Origin of the sequence: Bacillus cereus group sp. BfR-BA-01355 (assembly GCF_022663675.1) — a bacterium.
GTDB classification, from domain to species: domain Bacteria; phylum Bacillota; class Bacilli; order Bacillales; family Bacillaceae_G; genus Bacillus_A; species Bacillus_A thuringiensis_S.
In genome coordinates, this window is sequence record NZ_JAKUFY010000109.1 from 1 (window position 1) to 18759 (window position 18759).

Sequence of the window (18759 nt, forward strand, 5' to 3'; positions counted from 1 at the left end):
AAATGAAAAAAGCAGATGCAGATCAATATAAAATTGAAGCGGAAGCAAGAGCACGTGCAGAAGAAGTTCGTGTAGAAGGTTTAGCGAAGGCGGAAATCGAAAAAGCGCAAGGTCAAGCAAAAGCAGAAGTACAAAAAGCACAAGGTACAGCGGAAGCAGATGTTATCAGATTAAAAGGTTTAGCAGAAGCGGAAGCGAAACAAAAAATTGCAGAGGCATTTGAGTTATATGGCCAAGCGGCGATTATGGATATGGTTCTTAACATGCTTCCAAGTTATGCGAAGGAAGTTGCAAGCCCACTTAGCAACATTGATAAAATTACAGTTGTCGATACAGGTGGCGGTGGTAAAAATAGCGGCGCCGGAAAAGTTGCAGGTTATGCGACTGATTTAATGGCAACGATGCAAGAAACATTAAAAGCTTCTTCTGGCATTGATTTAAAAGAGTTATTAGAAGGATTTGCTGGAAAAGGAGCAGTACAACAATTATCAAACGATAAACCTGTTGTATCTGTAGTAGAAGATGCGAAAAAAGAAGTAGAAAAAGATAAAGAATAGTAAAGCGGGAGGAACCTCTAGTAAGTGAGATACTAGAGGTTCTTCAGTGAATTATAATATTTCGAATAATATACATTTTTATATATTGTTTTAATTATTTAATTTATATAGAATGAAAAAGGTATGTATCAATTCTTTATGATGTAGAAAAAGATAGAGAGTCTCATCGATACATTTAAATTGTATTATTTTTATAGAAAGATTAAATGTTAATTAATTACATTTAAAACGGTATGGAGGGGTAGAAGTATGTTTCAAGGGAAATTAAGGAGTAGTAGTTTAAAAACAAAGTTACTTGTATCATTTATTATTATTTTAATTCTTCCAAGTATTGTAATTGGTTGGACGTCTTATCAACAGGCGAAGACGAACTTTAATGAAACGATTTTGAACTCGGCGAAAGATAATATAAAAATTTTGGATAATGTAATTAATAAAGAATTGGATAGTAAAAAAATAGATGCAACTTATTTTACAAAATTATTCACACAATCAAGTTACCAAGCAGATCAAATTCAAAACATACAAAATAAACTAGAAGAATACAATAAACTGCATCCAGAAATGGAAGCAATCTATACAGGATCTAGTAATGGACAGTTTATTCAATCACCAGCTATTCAGATGCCAGATGGATATAATCCTACAGAAAGAGATTGGTATAAAGAGGCAGTGAAGAAAAGCGGAGAAGTAATTGTAACTGCTCCATATAAGTCAAAAACGACAGGTAATATTGTTATTACACTAGCAAAACAAAATGAGGATAAAAGTGGCGTTCTTGGGATTGACTTAATCATTAATGATATTGTTACTACTTCCAAGATGGTTAATATCGGTAAGGAAGGGTATGTAGCAATATTTGATCAAGATAAAAATGTAGTAGCGCACCCGACACTGAAGCCAGGAGAGAAATTAGAAGAGAAACTTAGTAAAGAATTGTATAAACAGGAAGCTGGGGATGTTCATTATTCGTTAGATGGTGAAGATCGTAATATCACTTTTAAAACGAATAAGAAAACTGGATGGAAAATAGCAGGAATTATGCCTTCCAAAGAAATTATCGAAGCGGCTGAACCTATTTTCTATAAAACAATAACTGTTCTTGGAATTTCGCTACTAATCGGTGGGATTGTAATTTACTTCATTATTGCGTCTATTATTAAACCGTTAAAACAACTTGTTATATCATCGAAGAAGATTAGTGAAGGCGATTTAACAGAATCAATTACAGTTCATTCTAAAGATGAAATTGGACAGCTAGGAGAAAGCTTTAACGAGATGGCTACATCGTTACATAGTGTCATTTCCAATATAAACATTTCAGCAAGTCATGTAGCAGCATCTTCAGAAGAATTAACAGCTAGTATGAAGCAGACAAGCGAAGCAACGGAACAAATTACACAGGCGATAGAGCAAGTATCGAGTGGTGCAGAAATACAAACGAAAGAAGTTGAAGAAGGAGCAACATTGTTAGAAGAAGTTACAGAAGGAATTCAGCGTGTTGCAGATAGTTCTTCATTAGTATCTACAGCCTCTATGTATACGAAGAAAAAAGCTGAAAATGGTGGGACGTTAGTTGAAAAAACTGTGAATCAAATGCAATTAATTCATGATTCTGTTTCACAGTCAGACAAAATCATTGGTTTGTTAGACGATAAGTCGAAACAAATTGGAGCAATTCTTGAAGTGATTCAACATATTGCAGAACAGACAAATTTATTAGCGTTAAATGCGGCAATTGAGGCTGCGAGAGCTGGAGAGCAAGGAAGAGGATTTGCAATTGTAGCAGATGAAGTGCGAAAGCTAGCAGAACAATCAGGAAAGTCTTCTACGGAAATTGGAAAACTAGTGAAAGAGATTCAATTTGATATAAAAGAAACAGTAAGCTCTATGAATCAAGTTGGAACAGAAGTACAATCAGGACTTGTAGTTGCAAATGAAACGAAGCAAAGCTTTGCCGAAATATTGAAGTCTACAAATGATACAGTTGTACAAATTGATAGCATGGTAGATGTAGCAAAACAAATGACGGTAGATGCAAAGCAAGTAAGTGCATCTATTAATGAAATTGCAGCTACGATTGAAGAAAATGCGGCAAGCGTTCAAAATATTGCTGGTTCCTCTGAGGAACAATTAGCTTCAGTAGATGAAATAAATGCAGCAGCAGTTCATTTATCACAAATGGCAGAAGAATTACAAGAGATGATTGGTAAGTTTAAAATATAATAATAAACTGTTAAGAAACGAAGTAGTGCTTATGCTTCGTTTCTTTTTTTATGAAGATAAAAAAGAAAGAAATATATAGTAAGCGTGTTATGATAATAAAAAACTGTATTTTCTTTAAATTCTATCTTTAATTATGTTAGGGGAATGGTTTTGACATTGAAAAAATTAAAACTACAACCGAGAATTACATTAACTATTAGTACACTTATTCTTGTTGTACTTTTGCTAACAAGTTATTTATTTTTTTACATATTATCTGAAACAGTAGAAGAGCAAATTGGTAAAAGGGCCTTGCATGTTGCGAAAACAGTTGCTGCGATACCAGAAATTCAGGAAGCTTTTCAAAAAGAAAATCCAGCTTCTATTATTCAGCCAATCGCAGAAAAAATTCGAATTGATACAGAAGCTGACTTTATTGTAGTTGGAAACAAAGAGGGGATTCGTTATGCGCATCCTGAGCGAGATAAAATAGGAGAAAAAATGGTTGGCGGAGATAATAAAGGCGTTTTATTAGAAGGGAAATCTTATGTTTCGAAAGCTAATGGATCGTTAGGCCCTTCATTGCGTGGGAAAGTCCCAATCCGTAACCAGGAAAATGAAATTATCGGTGTGGTGTCTGTTGGGTTTTCAATGGCTGATATTCATGGAGCAGTAGAAGTGTATGGAAAGCGTGTATTTTGGATTACAGTAATAGGTCTTTTAATTGGGGTAATCGGCTCTATATATTTAGCGGGAAGTATAAAAAGAATGATGTTCGGGATGGAGCCAGAAGAAATTTCATCTTTATATGAAGAGCATAGTACAGTGATTCAATCTGTACGTGAAGGGATTATTGTAATCGATAAAAATGGCATGATTAGTTTAGTCAATCAAGCAGCTTATGATATTCTTTCGCTAAATAAACAACAAAATATTATTGGGGAATTTATTTTAAATGTAATTCCTAATTCAACGATACTAGATGTACTTCAAACTGGTGAAGAACAGTTTGACCGCCAATTAAATATAAAAGGACAGGCTGTTATTGCGAACCGTCTACCTATTAAAGTAAAGAATAAAGTAACTGGCGTTGTATCGAGCTTACGTTTGAAATCTGAAATGGATCAGTTAACAGCAGAATTGTCCCAGACGAAGCAATATACAGAGGCATTGCGGGCGCAAACGCATGAATATAATAATTTATTGTATACGCTTTCGGGTCTTATCCAATTAGAATCATATGAAGATGCTTTAGAGCTTATTCATAAGGAAACAGCGGTATATCAAGATTTTGTTCAATTTATTATGAAGCGGATTCAAAATCCATGGCTAGGTGGAATTTTAATTGGATTTTATAATAGAGCACGAGAGTTGAAGATTGATTTTATGCTAGATAGAGAAAGTGGTTTAGACAAATTAAGTCCACATATTGAGAGTAATTATGTCGTTTCTATTTTAGGGAATTTAATTACGAATGCATTTGAAGCAATTGAAAAAAATGAAGAGAATGATAGGAAAGTAAGGATGTTTGTAACTGATATTGGAGAAGAAATATTAATTGAAGTGGAAGATTCAGGGCAAGGGATTCATGATGAAATAATTACTAGCATATTCTATAAAGGCTTTTCGACGAAAGAAGGAGGAGAGCGAGGATATGGATTAGCAAAAGTGAAAGAGTTAGTAGAAGATTTAAATGGAAGTATTGCAATTGAAAAAGGGGATTTAAGTGGTGCGTTATTTATTATTGCACTACCGAAAGAGAGAGGCGAATAGTAATGGGTGAGGAGATTGAAGTATTAATTGTAGAAGATGATATTCGGATTGCTGACATTCATCGTCGTTTTACTGAAAAAATTGAGGGATTTAAAGTAATTGGAACGGCAACGACTGGAGAACAAGCGAAAGAATGGCTAGAGCTTGTGAAGCCACAGCTCGTGTTATTAGATGTGTACTTACCTGATATGCAGGGAACGGAACTTGTCACATATATTAGGAATCATTTGCACGATACAGATATCATTATGATTACAGCGGCATCGGAAACAGATGTAGTGAGGCACGCCCTGCGGGGCGGAGTAACAGATTATATCGTAAAGCCACTAATGTTTGATCGATTTAAAGCAAGTCTAGAAGGCTATCAAAAAAAGATTATACAGTTAAAGAAGAACAATCAATTATCTACGGAACAAATTGAATATTTATGGTCTCAAAGAGGTGTGAAGGGAGATCAAATAGAATATGCCCCGAAAGGGATAGATCCTTATACTTTAGCGAAAGTAAAAAAGCATATGTTAACAGTTAATGAAGAAGGGATTACAGCAGAAATGTTAAGCTCAATGATTGGAGTAAGCCGATCAACGGCAAGGCGCTATTTAGAGTATTTGATATCTGGGAAGAAAGTCCACGCAGAGCTAATATATGGAAGTGTTGGGAGACCGGAGAGACGTTATTTTCTTGCTTCTTCATAATAAAAAACAGTAGAGGATTTTATTTCTTCTACTGTTTTTTTGCATCTTATATTGGAATAATCCCAATTACAATTCCGGTAATTAACATAACCATTGTCGTTCCAACGGCCCACAATAAAGTGAAGCGTTGATGTTCACCGAAATCAACTTTGGCCATTCCGACCAATAAATAAGTGGAAGCGACAAGAGGACTTAATAAGTGAACGGGTTGCCCAAGTAAGGAAGCGCGTCCCATTTCAGCTGCACTAATTCCGTAAGTAGCAGCAGCTTTCGTCAAAATAGGTAATACCCCGAAGTAAAATGCATCATTAGACATGAAAAATGTGAATGGCATACTGAGAAGTGCTGTAATAATTGGTAGTTGTGGTCCAAGTGCATCTGGTATAAGAGTTACTACACTGTTAGCCATTGCATCTACCATTTTTGTTCCAGATAAAATACCAGTGAAAATACCGGCAGCAAATACGAGAGAAACAACTGCTAATACATTCCCTGCATGAGAAGCAATACGTTCTTTCTGTTGCTCTAAGTTTGGATAGTTAATCATAACAGCAATAGCAAAAGCGACTGTAAATAAAACAGGTAACGGCATAACTTCTAGTATGAGACAGACAAGTAATGTGGCGGTTAATAAAAAGTTAATCCATAGAAGTTTAGGGCGTTTATGCACTGCTGCTTCGACAGTTGCAGCTTGCTCATCCATTGTTTGCATTTGTTTTAAATACTGTACATCCATAATTCCTAAACGTTTTCTTTCTTTTTTTCCAAGATAGTAGGCAACGAAAACAACCCAAATTGCACCAGCAATCATTCCTGGAATAAGAGGTGTAAATAATTCGGAAGCCTCAAGTCCAAGTGCGCTCATAACACGAGCTGTGGGTCCACCCCAAGGTGTAAGATTTGTTACTCCCGCTCCTAACATAACAACTCCAGCTAATATGAGTGGATTCATTCCAAGGCGCTTATATAGTGGATACATTGCAGAAACTGTAATCATGTATGTTGTTGTACCATCACCATCTAAAGAAACGATAATAGTCAATATAGCCGTTCCGACAACGATTTTTAAAGGATCTCCTTTTACAAATTTTAAAATCTTACTAATGACAGGATCAAATAAACCGCTATCAATCATAATCCCAAAATATAAAATAGCGAACATAAGCATAATACCAGTAGGTGCTAATTTTTGAATCCCCTCTAACATCATAGGCCCCATATTGGCATAGAATCCGCCAATTAATGCAAAAACACTCGGAATTAATATTAATGCTACTAGCGCTGACATACGTTTCGTCATAATTAAAAACATAAAGACAAATACCATCGCAAATCCAAGTAGTGCTAACATGTAATTTCCCCCTCAAAAGAATGATTGCGCTTTCAAAATAGAATAAAAATTCAGAAAAAGGTTTTTTATTTATAATAAAAGCATCCATTCAAATGGTAAATAATTTGAAAAATAACATCATTAGAAGCATAATTTTTATTTTGTTCATTTTGTTCACGGTAGTTAATTTGAATTTTTAAAAAGTAAGCTACTCCTCGTAAGAATGGTAGAATAAGATGAAAATAGTGAAGTGTGGAATAGGGAGTAGATTTTATATGAAAACGAGAATTGAAGAGATTTATAGCTCTTATGAAGGAAAAGTAGAGGAGATTTTTATTAATGAATCTTCTTACGTATATGAATGGGAAAAATTACTGATGATCCGAAAAAATGACGGTGAGCTTAAAAAAATTACAGTCGGGATTAGTGGAAATATAAGATTGGTAAATGTAGAAGTTGGACAGGAAATTAGTGCCGATACATTATTAGTTAAGTTAGAAGATGATTTGTTAATTACAGGCTGCGAGTGATGAGAGATGTGTAGAAATAACTACACATCTTTTTTTGTTTCCTATATTACAAAAAGCACATTGTTTTTTCACAAATCTCACACAACCTTTTGGTATTCTTTTCGTGAAGTATACGGTTTCTAGGGAGGAATATTGATGAAAGTAAAATATGTTGTACTTGCTATATGTTTATGTTTCGTATTTACGGTAGTCGGGTGTGGGAAAAAGGAAACAGCAGCTGTTGCTATTGATGAGAAACATGATAAATGTGATATTTGCCAAATTGGGGTAACAGATAATCAATTTGCAACAGAAATCATTTTAGAAAATGGAAAAGCGTTAAAGTTTGATGATATCGGTTGTATGTATAAATGGATGGAGATCAACTCAGATGAAAAGACGAAAGAGAAATTTGTTCGAGATTATGATTCGAAAGATTGGATTTCGTTAGAAGACGCTACTTACGTATATGATAAAACAATAACGACACCGATGGCTTATAATGTCATTTCATTTAAAAATAAAAAAGATGCAGAGAGCTTTGTATCTAACTATAAGGGCAAAGTTCTTTCGTATAAAGAGTTAGCAGAGCATAAATGGGAAATGAATAAAGAGATGATGGGGAAACCGAAAGCAGGAAATCATGGTGGACATCATTAATAATAGAAAAAGACAACTATATAGTTGTCTTTTTCTATTATTACTCAGGTGCAAATATAGAAAAGGTGTAAAATTTTTAGAAGAACGGTTACAATGGAATATAGTAACCTAAAGCAATCATTTATGTACTTTTTAGAAATGTATACAAATGCGGTAAAAACGTGCTAAACTAATTGCTTCATAATGTTAATGATGGGGCCATCAGGCGTATCATTCCAATAGGTTGAGAAACATAGTATAAGCTTAAGATAATCCGATTAAAGAAGGAATCTAAAGGGCTTATGGATAAATGTACTCAAGAAGAGTTATTGTATGTGATGGAGGAATGGTTAAGAAAACATTATCTTTCATAGGAGCTGTAGTTGTGAGAAAACAAAAAATTTTATTATGTATTTTATTAGGACTTTTAATGACGGTAGTGGCTTGCGATAAGCAAGAAGAACCAGAATCGAAACCGGTTCATGTGAAAAATGAAAAGAAAAAAGAGAAGCATAAAGAACAGGAAGAATCTAAAGAAGAGAAAAGTATAAATTTAATGGACAAACAGTTGTTACTTTCAGCTACTCTTGGAGACACAGAGACAGCTATGAAGTTGATTCAGGATGGAGCGAATATAAACGTAGAAGGTGACAACGGAGAAACGCCTGTCCTTGCAGCGACGTACCAAAATCATGTAGAGACAGTTAAAGCATTAATTGGTGCAGGTGCTAATATTGAAATTAAAGATGAGAAAAAAAGTAATCCACTTCTTTATGCAAGTAGAGAAGGATATACGGATATTGTAAAAGTATTAATTAATGCAGGAGTTAATACGAAAGAAACGACTAAGTCAGGTGGAACAGCACTTATTTCTGCATCTGAGCGTGGCCATGTAGAGGTTGTTAAAGAATTATTAGAGCATACAGATATTGATGTGAATTATAAAAATGAACGTGGTGGAACAGCGCTATTAGAAGCAATTGTATTAGGAAATGGTAGTGAAAACCATAAGAAAGTAATTCAATTGCTTATTGATCACGGTGCAGATGTAAATATGGCTAACAAGGAACATCTGACGCCACTGCAATACGCTGAAAAAAGAGGTTTTAAAGATATTGTAAATATGTTGAGGGTAGCTGGAGCGAATGAAGTAGTACAGCCACAACAACCAGTAGAGTAACAAACGAAAAATAATCCCATTTAGATAGACAGAATGAAGAAATCAGTTAGTATGATGGATTCAGTAATGTGTATTTGAATGGGATTTTTGTTTTGAACATGAAAAATAGATTATGAATGGATGGTATATGGGGTAAATAAGGAGGATATAAATGACTCTCTCAGAACTTGATTTAATAGTAATTCAGGCAGAGGTTTTATTTGTTCATAATCAAGTAGGAAAAATGAAATATGTAAATGAACAAGGAAATCCGAAAGCACCACGTTTTTTTCTTGGCAGAACTCGTGAAGGGGGTATAACGAGATATCATTGTAATGTGGATGATGAAACGGTAAGTAAGATTGAGAAGTTAATTCGAGAACCTTCAAAGCATATAGAGATAGCAAAGATTATTAATGTATTAAATGAAGAAAGAACAGTGGAAAATATTTGGATGGGTCCTGCTTTCATGTTTACTAGTAATTTACATAAGCCGACTAGAACAATACAAATAACGGAGAAGAATAGAGAGCTTTTACGAGAAAATTTTCCTAATCTAATAGAACAGATGGAATGGAGGAAACCTTATTTTGCAATTGTAAAAAATGAAAAGGTGGTTTCTGTTTGTTGCAGTGCCAGAAGTACCCCCGTAGCTGCTGAGGGAAGTGTGGAAACTTTAACCGAGTTTCAAGGGAATGGATATGGTACTGATGTTGTTACAGCTTGGGCCATAGCAATACAAGAGGAAAAGCGCATTCCACTTTATAGTACTTCCTGGGATAATTATGCCTCACAAGCAGTTGCGAGAAAACTAAAACTGATTGACTATGGAATGAATTTGCATATCACTTGAATTTTAAAGATAGTTGTTGCGTTCTGTTGGAGTTCATTCATATATCTAGATTATTGTAAAAAGTAATGTGGTGAATATTAACACTCGATTAACACCTAATTAACAAACTATCAAAACTGGCTTAATAAATGAGTAATATAGTAAAGGTAACAAAATAACTAGGGTAGAGAACATTTGGGAACACCCGCTTACATATAATGTGCCGCTTTCTTAGGTGTGCTCTATTCCCTAGAGTTCAAATAAGGAGAAAGGCGTTCTATGTAAGTAGGTGTTTTTAGTTTGGATAAAAATAGAACAGTTAGGTGGAATGAATGTTTAAATAACCTTATATTGCGATGATAAAGGATTGGAAAGGATACAAAGCATACAAACAATTGCCGAAAACAGTTTTTCTTATGACGGGTTCAATGCTGGAATTACCAGAGCGTGTATACGAATTGCAGAAACATGGACATGATGTATTTCTTCATTGTGATTTTATACAAGGCTTAAATACGAATACAGAGGAAGCGCTTTTGTATATTCAAGATGTTATCGGGGCACAAGGTATTATTTCAACAAAGGGTTCGACAATTCGAAATGCTAATAAAATTGGATTGAAAACAATTCAACGTATTTTTATTGTAGATACTTTATCCCTTACTAAATCAATTGAAAATTGTAAAACGACTAAACCAAATGCAGTAGAGATTATGCCGGGGATTATGCCTTCTATAATTAAACAGCTAGCAGAGGAAATAGAGTTTCCTATTATTGCAGGCGGGCTGATTCAAACGCGAGAAGATGCGGAAATTGCAATTCGTGCAGGAGCAAGTGCGATTTCAACAAGTCATTATGAAGTATGGATACAAGAAGAAAAAAGGAGTGCAACCTTGTGATTGAATTGAAAAATGTTTCAAAGGTATATAAAAATGCAAAAGAGACGGCGGTTAAAGGCGTATCGGTTCATATTAAGAAGGGCGAATTTTTTGTTTTAGTTGGACCTTCGGGATGCGGGAAAAGCACATTATTACGAATGATTGCTGGCTTAGAAGAGATTTCTTCGGGAGATTTAATTATTAATGAACGTGTTGCAAATGATATAGAGCCGAAAGACCGTAATCTATCAATGGTATTTCAAAATTATGCATTATATCCACACTTATCTGTAGAAGAAAATATTTTATTTGGACTTAAGGTAAGAAAAGTACAAAAAGAAGAGCGACAAAAGCGATTAATGGAAGCTATTGAAATGGTAGGACTGAAAGAGTATGTGAAAATGAAACCAGGCCAATTATCAGGCGGACAAAGACAGCGTGTTGCACTTGCCAGGGCAATTGTGAGTCAAGCACCAATCTGTTTAATGGATGAACCACTTTCGAATTTAGATGCAAAATTACGTGCGCAAATGAGAATTGAAATTAGAGAAATTCAGCAGCGATTAGGAATTACGATGATTTACGTTACCCACGATCAAATAGAAGCGATGACTATGGGAGATCGTATCATGGTTTTAAATAAAGGAAGTATACAGCAAGTTGGAACACCACTTGACATATATAACGAACCAGCAAACGAATTTGTTGCAAGCTTTATAGGTTCTCCTTCTATGAATATAAATGATGGAGAAGTAGATAAAGAAAAAGGTGTATTACATATAGGGCAATTGCAAATTCCATTATCTATTGGACAGTTAAAGCAATTACCAGAAGGAATAATTCGTATAGGCATGCGTCCTGAGCATATTGCACTGTCTGAGGAAGGACAAGAAGTGACGCTGCAATCTGTAGAAGTATTAGGGAATGAATCTATATTAAATTTTGCGGTAAATGGAACAACTTGGAGTGCGAAAGTCATCGGACAGTTACTCCTGAACAAAGGTGACAAAGTAAAATTATTATTCTCGCAAGAAAAGTTATGCTTCTTTAACGAAAACACGAATGAACGCTTAAAAGTGGTAGCTGAAGAAGAGTTGAAAGTGGTGGCGAAATAATGATTGAAGTAAGTAAGTTGCCAGTTCAAACAAAAGTGTCAAAAAAGAAAAAATTATGGGGGAGAACGAAAGATTTAAGAATAGGATTATTGTTTTTGGCGCCATCTATTTTGTTATTTTCGATTTTTCTGTTCTACCCATTGTTTAGGACGATTTATTATAGTTTTTATTTAACCGATATACATGGAGAAGCTAATCTTTTCGTTGGCTTAGAAAATTATCAATATTTATTCTCTGATCCTGCCTTCTACAAAAGTATAAAATCAACTTTACTATTTGTTTTATATACAGTGCCTACGAGCATTATATTTGCTTTGTTTCTTGCATTGATTGCGAATGGAAAGGTAAGAGGTATTGGGTTATTCCGAGTTCTGTTTTCTTCGACGATGGGAATATCAGTAGCTGCTAGTGCAGTGATTTGGCTATTTTTATTTCATCCAAGTGTAGGATTATTTAATAATATATTAGGCTCTATGAATCTTCCTGCAATCGCATGGTTAACGAGTCCGGACTGGGCACTATTCTCTGTATCAGTTACAACAGTTTGGGTGAATACAGGATTTGCATTTTTAGTTATATTAGGTGGTTTACAAAATATCGATACGTCTTTATATGAGAGTGCATCTATAGATGGTGCTAGTTATTTATATAAGCTTCACCGTGTTACATTACCGATGCTATCGCCAACTTTATTCTTTATTGTAACCGTAACGTTAATTAGTGCGTTCCAAAGCTTTGGACAAATTGATATTTTAACGCACGGTGGACCGAATGATGCAACGAATTTAATTGTGTACTCGATTTACAAAGAGGCGTTTGTGAATCATCAATTTGGAACAGCAAGTGCACAAGCGATGGTATTATTTGTTTTCATTTTCATTGCTACATTACTTCAATTTAAGTTTGCTGAGAGAAAGGTGCATTATAAATGATTGTTAAACAGTGGAAGCGAAATTTCCTATTATACATGCTGCTCATAATTAGTGCAGTAATGGTATTTTTTCCTGTACTGTATGCGTTTTTAATAAGCTTTATGACACCAGACGATATTCAAATGAGAAGGTTATTTCCAACTCAATTTACTTTTGATAATTTCATTAATATTTTTCAAAAAGTACCGCTTTTTACATACTTATATAACAGTTTAATTGTATCGATAGTCGTTATGATTGGACAACTTATCGTATCAAGCTTAGCGGCGTATGCTTTTGTTTTTCTTCAGTTTAAAGGAAGAAACCTTATTTTCTTCCTGTTTATTTCGACGATGCTTATTCCGTGGGAAGCAACGATGGTACCTAACTTTTTAACGATTCAAAACTTTGGCTGGATCAATAGTTTCGCTGGGATGACAGTGCCATTTTTTGCGACAGCTTTCGGTATTTTCTTGCTACGTCAACATTTTATGACACTTCCGAATGAACTGAAAGAAGCTGCTTTTATTGAAGGGATTGGAAATATAAGATTTTTATTCGGCGTTGTAATTCCGTATTGTAAAACGAGTTTTATTACGCTTGGAGTATATAGCTTTTTAACAACATGGAATATGTATTTATGGCCACTTTTAGTGACCACAGATGAAAAAGTAAGAACAGTGCAAATTGGTGTGAAGCAGCTTCAGTCTCAAGAAGTTGCAACTGATTGGGGAAGCGTAATGGCCGGTGTTACGGTTATCGTTATTCCAACATTGATTTTACTATTTTTAGGGCAAAAGCAATTACAACAAGGATTAACAAAAGGTGCAATTAAATAACTAAGAGAAGGTGAGATTTAAATGAGTCTAGTTAAAAAAGGTGCTGCTCTATTAATGGCAGCAACAATGGCATTATCTAGTGCCGCTTGTTCAAATAGTAAAACAGAGGGGAAAACCGAGGTGCAGGCAAAAGTAGCACCAGTTGAAAAAAATGGTGATAAAACTGTAATTCGCTTCTGGCATGCGATGGGTGGAAAAACACAAGGTGTACTAGATAGTCTTGTTGCAGACTATAATAAGTCACAAAGTAAATACGAGATAAAGGCAGAGTTCCAAGGGACATATGAAGAGTCTTTAACGAAGTTTAGAACGATGTCTGCAACGAAAGAAGCGCCAGCTCTTGTTCAATCGAGTGAAATTACAACGAAATATATGATTGATAGCAAAAAAATCACACCAATTGATAGCTGGATAAAAAAAGATAAGTACGATACGTCAAAATTAGAAAAAGCAATTACAAATTATTATTCAGTTGATGGAAAAATGTATTCTATGCCATTTAATTCATCTACACCAGTATTAATTTATAATAAAGATGCTTTCGCAAAGGCGGGCTTAGATCCAGAGAAAGCTCCAAAAACATATGTGGAATTACAAGAAGCAGCGAAAAAGTTAACGATTAAAGAAGGCGGAAATGTAAAACAATATGGATTCTCCATGCTTAACTATGGTTGGTTCTTTGAAGAGTTGTTAGCGACACAAGGTGCTTTATATGTAGATAATGAAAACGGCCGTAAAGATGCTGCAAAGAAGGCGGTATTTAACGGTAAAGAAGGACAGAAAGTATTTGGAATGTTAGATGATTTAAATAAAGCTGGCGCACTTGGAAAGTATGGAGCAAGTTGGGATGATATTCGTGCTGCGTTCCAGTCTGGACAAGTTGCTATGTATTTAGATTCTTCAGCAGGTGTTCGCGATTTAATTGATGCATCTAAGTTTAATGTAGGTGTTTCATATATTCCATATCCAGAGGATTCGAAACAAAATGGTGTTATCATTGGAGGCGCATCATTATGGATGACGAATATGGTTTCAGAAGAAACGCAACAAGGTGCTTGGGACTTTATGAAATATTTAACGAAGCCAGACGTACAAGCGAAATGGCATACGGCAACAGGCTATTTCTCAATTAATCCAGATGCATATAATGAGCCGTTAGTAAAAGAGCAATATGAAAAATATCCACAGTTGAAAGTAACAGTAGATCAACTGCAAGCGACGAAGCAATCTCCAGCAACACAAGGTGCTTTAATTAGTGTATTCCCAGAATCACGAGATGCAGTTGTAAAAGTATTAGAAGCAATGTATGACGGAAAGAATAGTAAAGAAGCGTTAGATGAAGCTGCCAAAGCAACAGATAGAGCAATTAGCATTTCATCTCGTACGAGTCAAAAATAAGAGAAAGCCGTATCCTTAAAAGGGATACGGCTTTCTTTATAGGGAGATAAGGGATCAAAGAAATGATGAAGTTTTATCTCTTTTATATGAGTAAAGGGTCTAGAGTGAATGTTGTCCTTTTCATTATTTATTCAACTCTATTGCGACTTGTTTACCATTTACGAAAACCTCTACTACCGCTACTACAACTTCCATTACTTTTTTCATCTCTCATCTCTCCTTGTTTTTTGTTTCATTTCTTACTCTCAGTATAAGGAGATACAGTAATTACAACTATCGAATTGGATGACAAGAGACTTACATTGTTGTAAGGATAATAGTTTAGTTTGTAATAAAGTGAAACTTTAATCAATGGGGCTTTTCTTCATCCACCACTGATTATTAGCCCTCACCAATCGGGCATTAACGGGCAGCCCTACCCCCACCTAACTTCTTTGCTTCCGCTGAATTTTGAGGTGGGGGTCTTACTGCCTGTTAATGCGGGATAAATTTAATCCAAGGTTAAGATTCGGAATTTTCCGTTGTTTTGAACTATAATTAGAAAGAGGGGGGATAATATGAAAAGAATTCTTGTTATTAGTGATATTCATGGAGAAATAGAAAAGTTCGAACAGTTGTTGAAAGAAGCTCAATATAATGCGAAAAAGGATCAATTAATCTTACTGGGAGATTATGTAGATCGTGGTCCAAATGCGCGTGCTGTAATTGAAAAGGTAAAAGAATTGAAAGAAGAGGGAGCACTCATTTTAAAAGGAAATCATGAAGATATGATGATTAAGGCGTTAACGACAAATGAGGAACGTTCATGGAACCATTGGGTAAAAAGAAATGGTGGAGATAAGACATTATATAGTTATGGATTTGTAGAAGAAGATATTGCGGTTAATGAGAAAGACTTCCAAAAACCGATTTTACAATCTTCTGTATTAGAGGAACATATAAAGTTTATTCAAGAATTAGATCATTACATTGAAACAGAAGAGTATATATTTGTACATGCTGGGGTTGAGCCGATGAAACGAGTTTCTGAATCTGAACCATATACGTTAATGTGGATCCGTAATGAATTTCATAATGGATATAGCGGTGAAAAGGTTGTTGTATTTGGGCATACGGAAACAAAAACGCTTCATAGTAGTGAGGATTGCGGAGTGTATTTTGGTAGTAATCGTATTATTGGAATTGATGGCGGGGCTGTGTATGGTGGTCAGCTAAATTGTTTGGAGTTGCCAAGTAAAAAGGTATATGTAATAAAAAATTGAAAGAGATAAGAGGAATCTTATTTCTTTCAATTTTTTATTAAGGTAAATTTAAGACAAAGTTTTTATAATAAAACTTCAAAATTTTAGAAGGAAATAGCTGAAAATGAAATTACGTAATATAACTACATTCTTTTGTTATGAAGAGAAGAAATGTAATAATAAATAGAATTGAACTATTTGATGGAAGGTGAGAGCATGCGCTTACTTGTAGTAGAAGATAATACTTCGTTATTAGAATCTATCGTACAAATTTTGCGTGATGAATTTGAAGTAGATACAGCATTGAATGGAGAAGATGGATTATTTCTAGCGCTTCAAAATATATATGATGCAATTTTGTTGGATGTGATGATGCCAGGGATGGACGGATTTGAAGTGATTCAAAAAATACGTGATGAAAAGATTGAAACACCAGTCCTGTTTTTGACAGCGAGAGATTCTTTAGAAGATCGGGTGAAGGGATTGGACTTTGGTGGAGATGACTATATCGTTAAGCCATTTCAGGCCCCTGAATTAAAAGCGAGAATTCGCGCTTTACTACGCAGAAGTGGTAGTTTAACAACGCAGCAAACGATTCGCTATAAAGGGATTGAATTGTTCGGAAAAGATAAAGACGTTCAAGTAGATGGACAAGGTATTAAGTTGACATTGAAACAATATGAGCTACTAGAGTATCTCATTCAAAATAGCGGGAAGATTTTAATGCGTGAACAAATTTTTGATCGTGTTTGGGGATTTGATTCAGATACGACAGTAGCGATTGTAGAAGTGTATGTGCATCATTTACGTAAAAAATTAGAGCCATTCGGTTATCAGAAAGATATTCAAACCGTTCGAGGTATTGGATATATATTAAAAGAACAATGAGAAAAGGAAGTATGTTTCAAAAGACACGCATTCGTTTGACTATAGTGAATTCATTAGTATTTATCCTATTAATAGGTATATTAGGCAGTATTATTTATTCATACACATATAAGCGTATTTATAATGAAGTGGATCAATCTATAAAAATGATGGCTCAGTATAGAGAAAAATTAGATGTTAAAATACCACCAAGAAAACGCATAGAGAATATCCAGATTGGAGATCCGCGAGTAACTAGAATAACTTGGAATGGGAAAATAGTGAAAATAGAGGGCGATAACCGTAAATTCCGTTCTATTTTTGAAGAGAATTTGGAAAAGTTTTCTCCAAAAAAATTAGGGGAGTTACAAGATATTGAAGTACAAGGACGATATTTTAGAGCATTTTCGCTTCAAAAAGATGGAGAAATAGTTCAAATCGTGCGAGATATAACAGCGGAAGAAAGAATGTTAAATACTTTATTTTTAATCCTCGTTATAGGTTGTAGCATAGGAAGCCTCTGTGCGATAGGTATCGGCTTTTTCCTAGCTGGCAGAGCACTTGTACCTATTCAAAATTCATGGGAGAAACAGCAGCAATTCGTTTCTGATGCATCACATGAACTAAGGACACCGCTTGCAGTTATTCAATCAAAAACGGATGTGTTATTCCAATCACCATCCGCTACGATAGAAGAAAAAGCGATGGATATTTCTACAATTTCAAAAGAATGTAGGCGGTTATCGAAACTCGTTAGTAATTTATTATTGCTAGCACGTTCTGATTCTAATCAAATTGAGATGGATAAGAAAACATTTGAACTTGATAAATTGTTAGAAGAAATAGTAGCTCCATATAAAGAGATTGCTTCTTATCAGGAAAAAGAAATGATACTAAAAGTAGAACGTGGTGTATCTTTTATGGGGGATAGAGAGCGGATTCATCAAATGATGGTCATACTGTTAGATAATGCGATGAAGTATACAAACGAAGGTGGGCATATTCAAATAGATTGTACGCAAACGAGTAGTTCAATTCGTATACAGGTGAAGGATGACGGGATAGGAGTGAAAGAAGAAGATATTCCGAAATTATTTGATCGTTTTTATCAAGGGGATAAAGCAAGAAGTACGTCAGAAGGAGCTGGATTAGGTCTTTCAATCGCAAATTGGATTGTAGAAAAGCATTATGGAAAAATATCAGTAGAGAGCAGATGGGGAAATGGCACTTGTTTTGAAGTGATTTTCCCTAAAAATCAAAAAATATAAGTAAAAAGACGATCTTGTTTTTACAAGGTCGTCTTTTTTTTAAGGGAAAGTTAAGAAACTATTTATATTATGTATGGCATAAAGAACGTTCGTTAAATGAAGAAGAGACTAGGTGTATGTGAGTGGATTTTATCAATCATAATGTTATCTCAAGCAGCGATGAGATGTATGTATAGTATTAAAAAAATTATGGGAATGCTGAAAAAGAAAGTGTAAGAGGGAGGAATTAATTTTGAAAAAGAAAATGATGACGGTATTCACTATTGGAGTAATGAGTTTAAGCATATTAGGGGGTGCCTCTCCTTCTGAAACACAAAAAGGAAAGACAGATTACACGCAGCGCAGTAAAGAACAATTGAACAATGGTAAGATACATGCAGTGCATACAGAAGAAAAAGCAGAGGAACTAGGTATTGAAACGGAAGGAAAAGAACAAATTACATTAGAAAAAGAAATTCATGAAACAGAAGTAGGAAGGGAAGCAGAGCAGTTAGGTATTTCGATTGAAGGAAAAGATGTTGGGACGCTGTCAGAAGAAATCTA

Annotated in this window: 17 protein-coding genes and 1 pseudogene; 17 read left to right on the forward strand and 1 reads right to left on the reverse strand. The window is 34.8% G+C overall.

Annotated elements, in window-relative coordinates:
• From MR167_RS25405 to MR167_RS25420, 4 genes are all read left to right on the forward strand, one after another.
• A partial coding sequence (locus MR167_RS25405) for a flotillin domain-containing protein (RefSeq protein WP_276575831.1) occupies positions 1-557 on the forward strand: 557 nt, incomplete at its 5' end.
• A 249-nt stretch (positions 558-806) separates the two neighbouring features.
• Positions 807-2783 carry a methyl-accepting chemotaxis protein gene (locus MR167_RS25410; RefSeq protein ID WP_000486200.1) on the forward strand — a complete coding sequence of 659 codons (1977 nt, stop codon included), beginning with the start codon at positions 807-809 and terminating at the stop codon, positions 2781-2783.
• A 144-nt stretch (positions 2784-2927) separates the two neighbouring features.
• Entirely contained in the window at positions 2928-4535 is a 1608-nt protein-coding gene (locus MR167_RS25415) for an ATP-binding protein (protein WP_242315799.1), read from the forward strand.
• A gap of 2 nt (positions 4536-4537) precedes the next feature.
• The gene (locus tag MR167_RS25420; RefSeq protein WP_000503468.1) at positions 4538-5230 is read left to right on the forward strand and encodes a response regulator; all 693 of its coding nucleotides are present in this window, start codon (positions 4538-4540) and stop codon (positions 5228-5230) included.
• A gap of 46 nt (positions 5231-5276) precedes the next feature.
• On the opposite strand, the gene MR167_RS25425 is transcribed toward MR167_RS25420, so the two are convergent.
• Positions 5277-6581, reverse strand: a complete 1305-nt coding sequence (locus tag MR167_RS25425; protein ID WP_000880474.1) for a CitMHS family transporter — start codon at positions 6579-6581, stop codon at positions 5277-5279.
• 254 nt (positions 6582-6835) lie between these two features.
• On the opposite strand from MR167_RS25425, the gene MR167_RS25430 reads away from it, so the two are divergent.
• The 13 genes and pseudogenes from MR167_RS25430 to MR167_RS25490 form a co-directional block, all read left to right on the forward strand.
• Positions 6836-7090: a hypothetical protein gene (locus tag MR167_RS25430; RefSeq protein ID WP_000857378.1), complete on the forward strand. Its 255-nt coding sequence runs from the start codon at positions 6836-6838 to the stop codon at positions 7088-7090.
• A 135-nt stretch (positions 7091-7225) separates the two neighbouring features.
• Complete coding sequence (locus MR167_RS25435) at positions 7226-7729, forward strand: nitrous oxide reductase accessory protein NosL (protein ID WP_000865665.1); 504 nt, start codon at positions 7226-7228, stop codon at positions 7727-7729.
• Between the two features lie 289 nt (positions 7730-8018).
• The gene (locus MR167_RS25440; RefSeq protein WP_000287334.1) at positions 8019-8888 is read left to right on the forward strand and encodes an ankyrin repeat domain-containing protein; all 870 of its coding nucleotides are present in this window, start codon (positions 8019-8021) and stop codon (positions 8886-8888) included.
• A 151-nt stretch (positions 8889-9039) separates the two neighbouring features.
• Positions 9040-9720 (forward strand): GNAT family N-acetyltransferase, encoded by a 681-nt coding sequence (locus tag MR167_RS25445; RefSeq protein WP_242315800.1) that lies wholly within the window; start codon positions 9040-9042, stop codon positions 9718-9720.
• A 335-nt stretch (positions 9721-10055) separates the two neighbouring features.
• Complete coding sequence (locus tag MR167_RS25450; RefSeq protein WP_242315802.1) at positions 10056-10598, forward strand: glycerol-3-phosphate responsive antiterminator; 543 nt, start codon at positions 10056-10058, stop codon at positions 10596-10598.
• Positions 10595-11692, forward strand: a complete 1098-nt coding sequence (locus MR167_RS25455; RefSeq protein WP_000571393.1) for an ABC transporter ATP-binding protein — start codon at positions 10595-10597, stop codon at positions 11690-11692. The genes MR167_RS25450 and MR167_RS25455 overlap by 4 nt, the downstream gene beginning before the upstream one ends.
• Positions 11692-12624: a carbohydrate ABC transporter permease gene (locus MR167_RS25460; RefSeq protein ID WP_000573804.1), complete on the forward strand. Its 933-nt coding sequence runs from the start codon at positions 11692-11694 to the stop codon at positions 12622-12624. The genes MR167_RS25455 and MR167_RS25460 overlap by 1 nt, the downstream gene beginning before the upstream one ends.
• Positions 12621-13442, forward strand: coding sequence for a carbohydrate ABC transporter permease (locus MR167_RS25465; protein ID WP_000635960.1), 822 nt, complete (start codon positions 12621-12623; stop codon positions 13440-13442). The genes MR167_RS25460 and MR167_RS25465 overlap by 4 nt, the downstream gene beginning before the upstream one ends.
• A 21-nt stretch (positions 13443-13463) precedes the next feature.
• Positions 13464-14840, forward strand: coding sequence for an ABC transporter substrate-binding protein (locus MR167_RS25470; RefSeq protein WP_242315804.1), 1377 nt, complete (start codon positions 13464-13466; stop codon positions 14838-14840).
• 557 nt (positions 14841-15397) lie between these two features.
• Positions 15398-16102, forward strand: a complete 705-nt coding sequence (locus MR167_RS25475; RefSeq protein ID WP_000821985.1) for a metallophosphoesterase family protein — start codon at positions 15398-15400, stop codon at positions 16100-16102.
• A 195-nt stretch (positions 16103-16297) separates the two neighbouring features.
• Positions 16298-16969: a response regulator transcription factor gene (locus MR167_RS25480; protein ID WP_001238636.1), complete on the forward strand. Its 672-nt coding sequence runs from the start codon at positions 16298-16300 to the stop codon at positions 16967-16969.
• Positions 16966-18216 carry a sensor histidine kinase gene (locus MR167_RS25485; RefSeq protein WP_012614732.1) on the forward strand — a complete coding sequence of 417 codons (1251 nt, stop codon included), beginning with the start codon at positions 16966-16968 and terminating at the stop codon, positions 18214-18216. Before MR167_RS25480 ends, MR167_RS25485 begins: the two co-directional genes overlap by 4 nt.
• 232 nt (positions 18217-18448) lie before the next feature.
• Positions 18449-18759, forward strand: a pseudogene (locus MR167_RS25490) (transporter); the annotation flags it as partial.

Coding starts and splice junctions, on each gene's coding strand:
- MR167_RS25480 (WP_001238636.1), top strand. CDS start 16,298: ATGCGCTTACTTGTAGTAGAAGATAATACTTCGTTATTAGAATCTATC.
- MR167_RS25410 (WP_000486200.1), top strand. CDS start 807: ATGTTTCAAGGGAAATTAAGGAGTAGTAGTTTAAAAACAAAGTTACTT.
- MR167_RS25475 (WP_000821985.1), top strand. CDS start 15,398: ATGAAAAGAATTCTTGTTATTAGTGATATTCATGGAGAAATAGAAAAG.
- MR167_RS25465 (WP_000635960.1), top strand. CDS start 12,621: ATGATTGTTAAACAGTGGAAGCGAAATTTCCTATTATACATGCTGCTC.
- MR167_RS25485 (WP_012614732.1), top strand. CDS start 16,966: ATGAGAAAAGGAAGTATGTTTCAAAAGACACGCATTCGTTTGACTATA.
- MR167_RS25450 (WP_242315802.1), top strand. CDS start 10,056: ATGATAAAGGATTGGAAAGGATACAAAGCATACAAACAATTGCCGAAA.
- MR167_RS25445 (WP_242315800.1), top strand. CDS start 9,040: ATGACTCTCTCAGAACTTGATTTAATAGTAATTCAGGCAGAGGTTTTA.
- MR167_RS25415 (WP_242315799.1), top strand. CDS start 2,928: ATGGTTTTGACATTGAAAAAATTAAAACTACAACCGAGAATTACATTA.
- MR167_RS25460 (WP_000573804.1), top strand. CDS start 11,692: ATGATTGAAGTAAGTAAGTTGCCAGTTCAAACAAAAGTGTCAAAAAAG.
- MR167_RS25470 (WP_242315804.1), top strand. CDS start 13,464: ATGAGTCTAGTTAAAAAAGGTGCTGCTCTATTAATGGCAGCAACAATG.
- MR167_RS25430 (WP_000857378.1), top strand. CDS start 6,836: ATGAAAACGAGAATTGAAGAGATTTATAGCTCTTATGAAGGAAAAGTA.
- MR167_RS25420 (WP_000503468.1), top strand. CDS start 4,538: ATGGGTGAGGAGATTGAAGTATTAATTGTAGAAGATGATATTCGGATT.
- MR167_RS25425 (WP_000880474.1), bottom strand. CDS start 6,581: ATGTTAGCACTACTTGGATTTGCGATGGTATTTGTCTTTATGTTTTTA.
- MR167_RS25440 (WP_000287334.1), top strand. CDS start 8,019: ATGTACTCAAGAAGAGTTATTGTATGTGATGGAGGAATGGTTAAGAAA.
- MR167_RS25435 (WP_000865665.1), top strand. CDS start 7,226: ATGAAAGTAAAATATGTTGTACTTGCTATATGTTTATGTTTCGTATTT.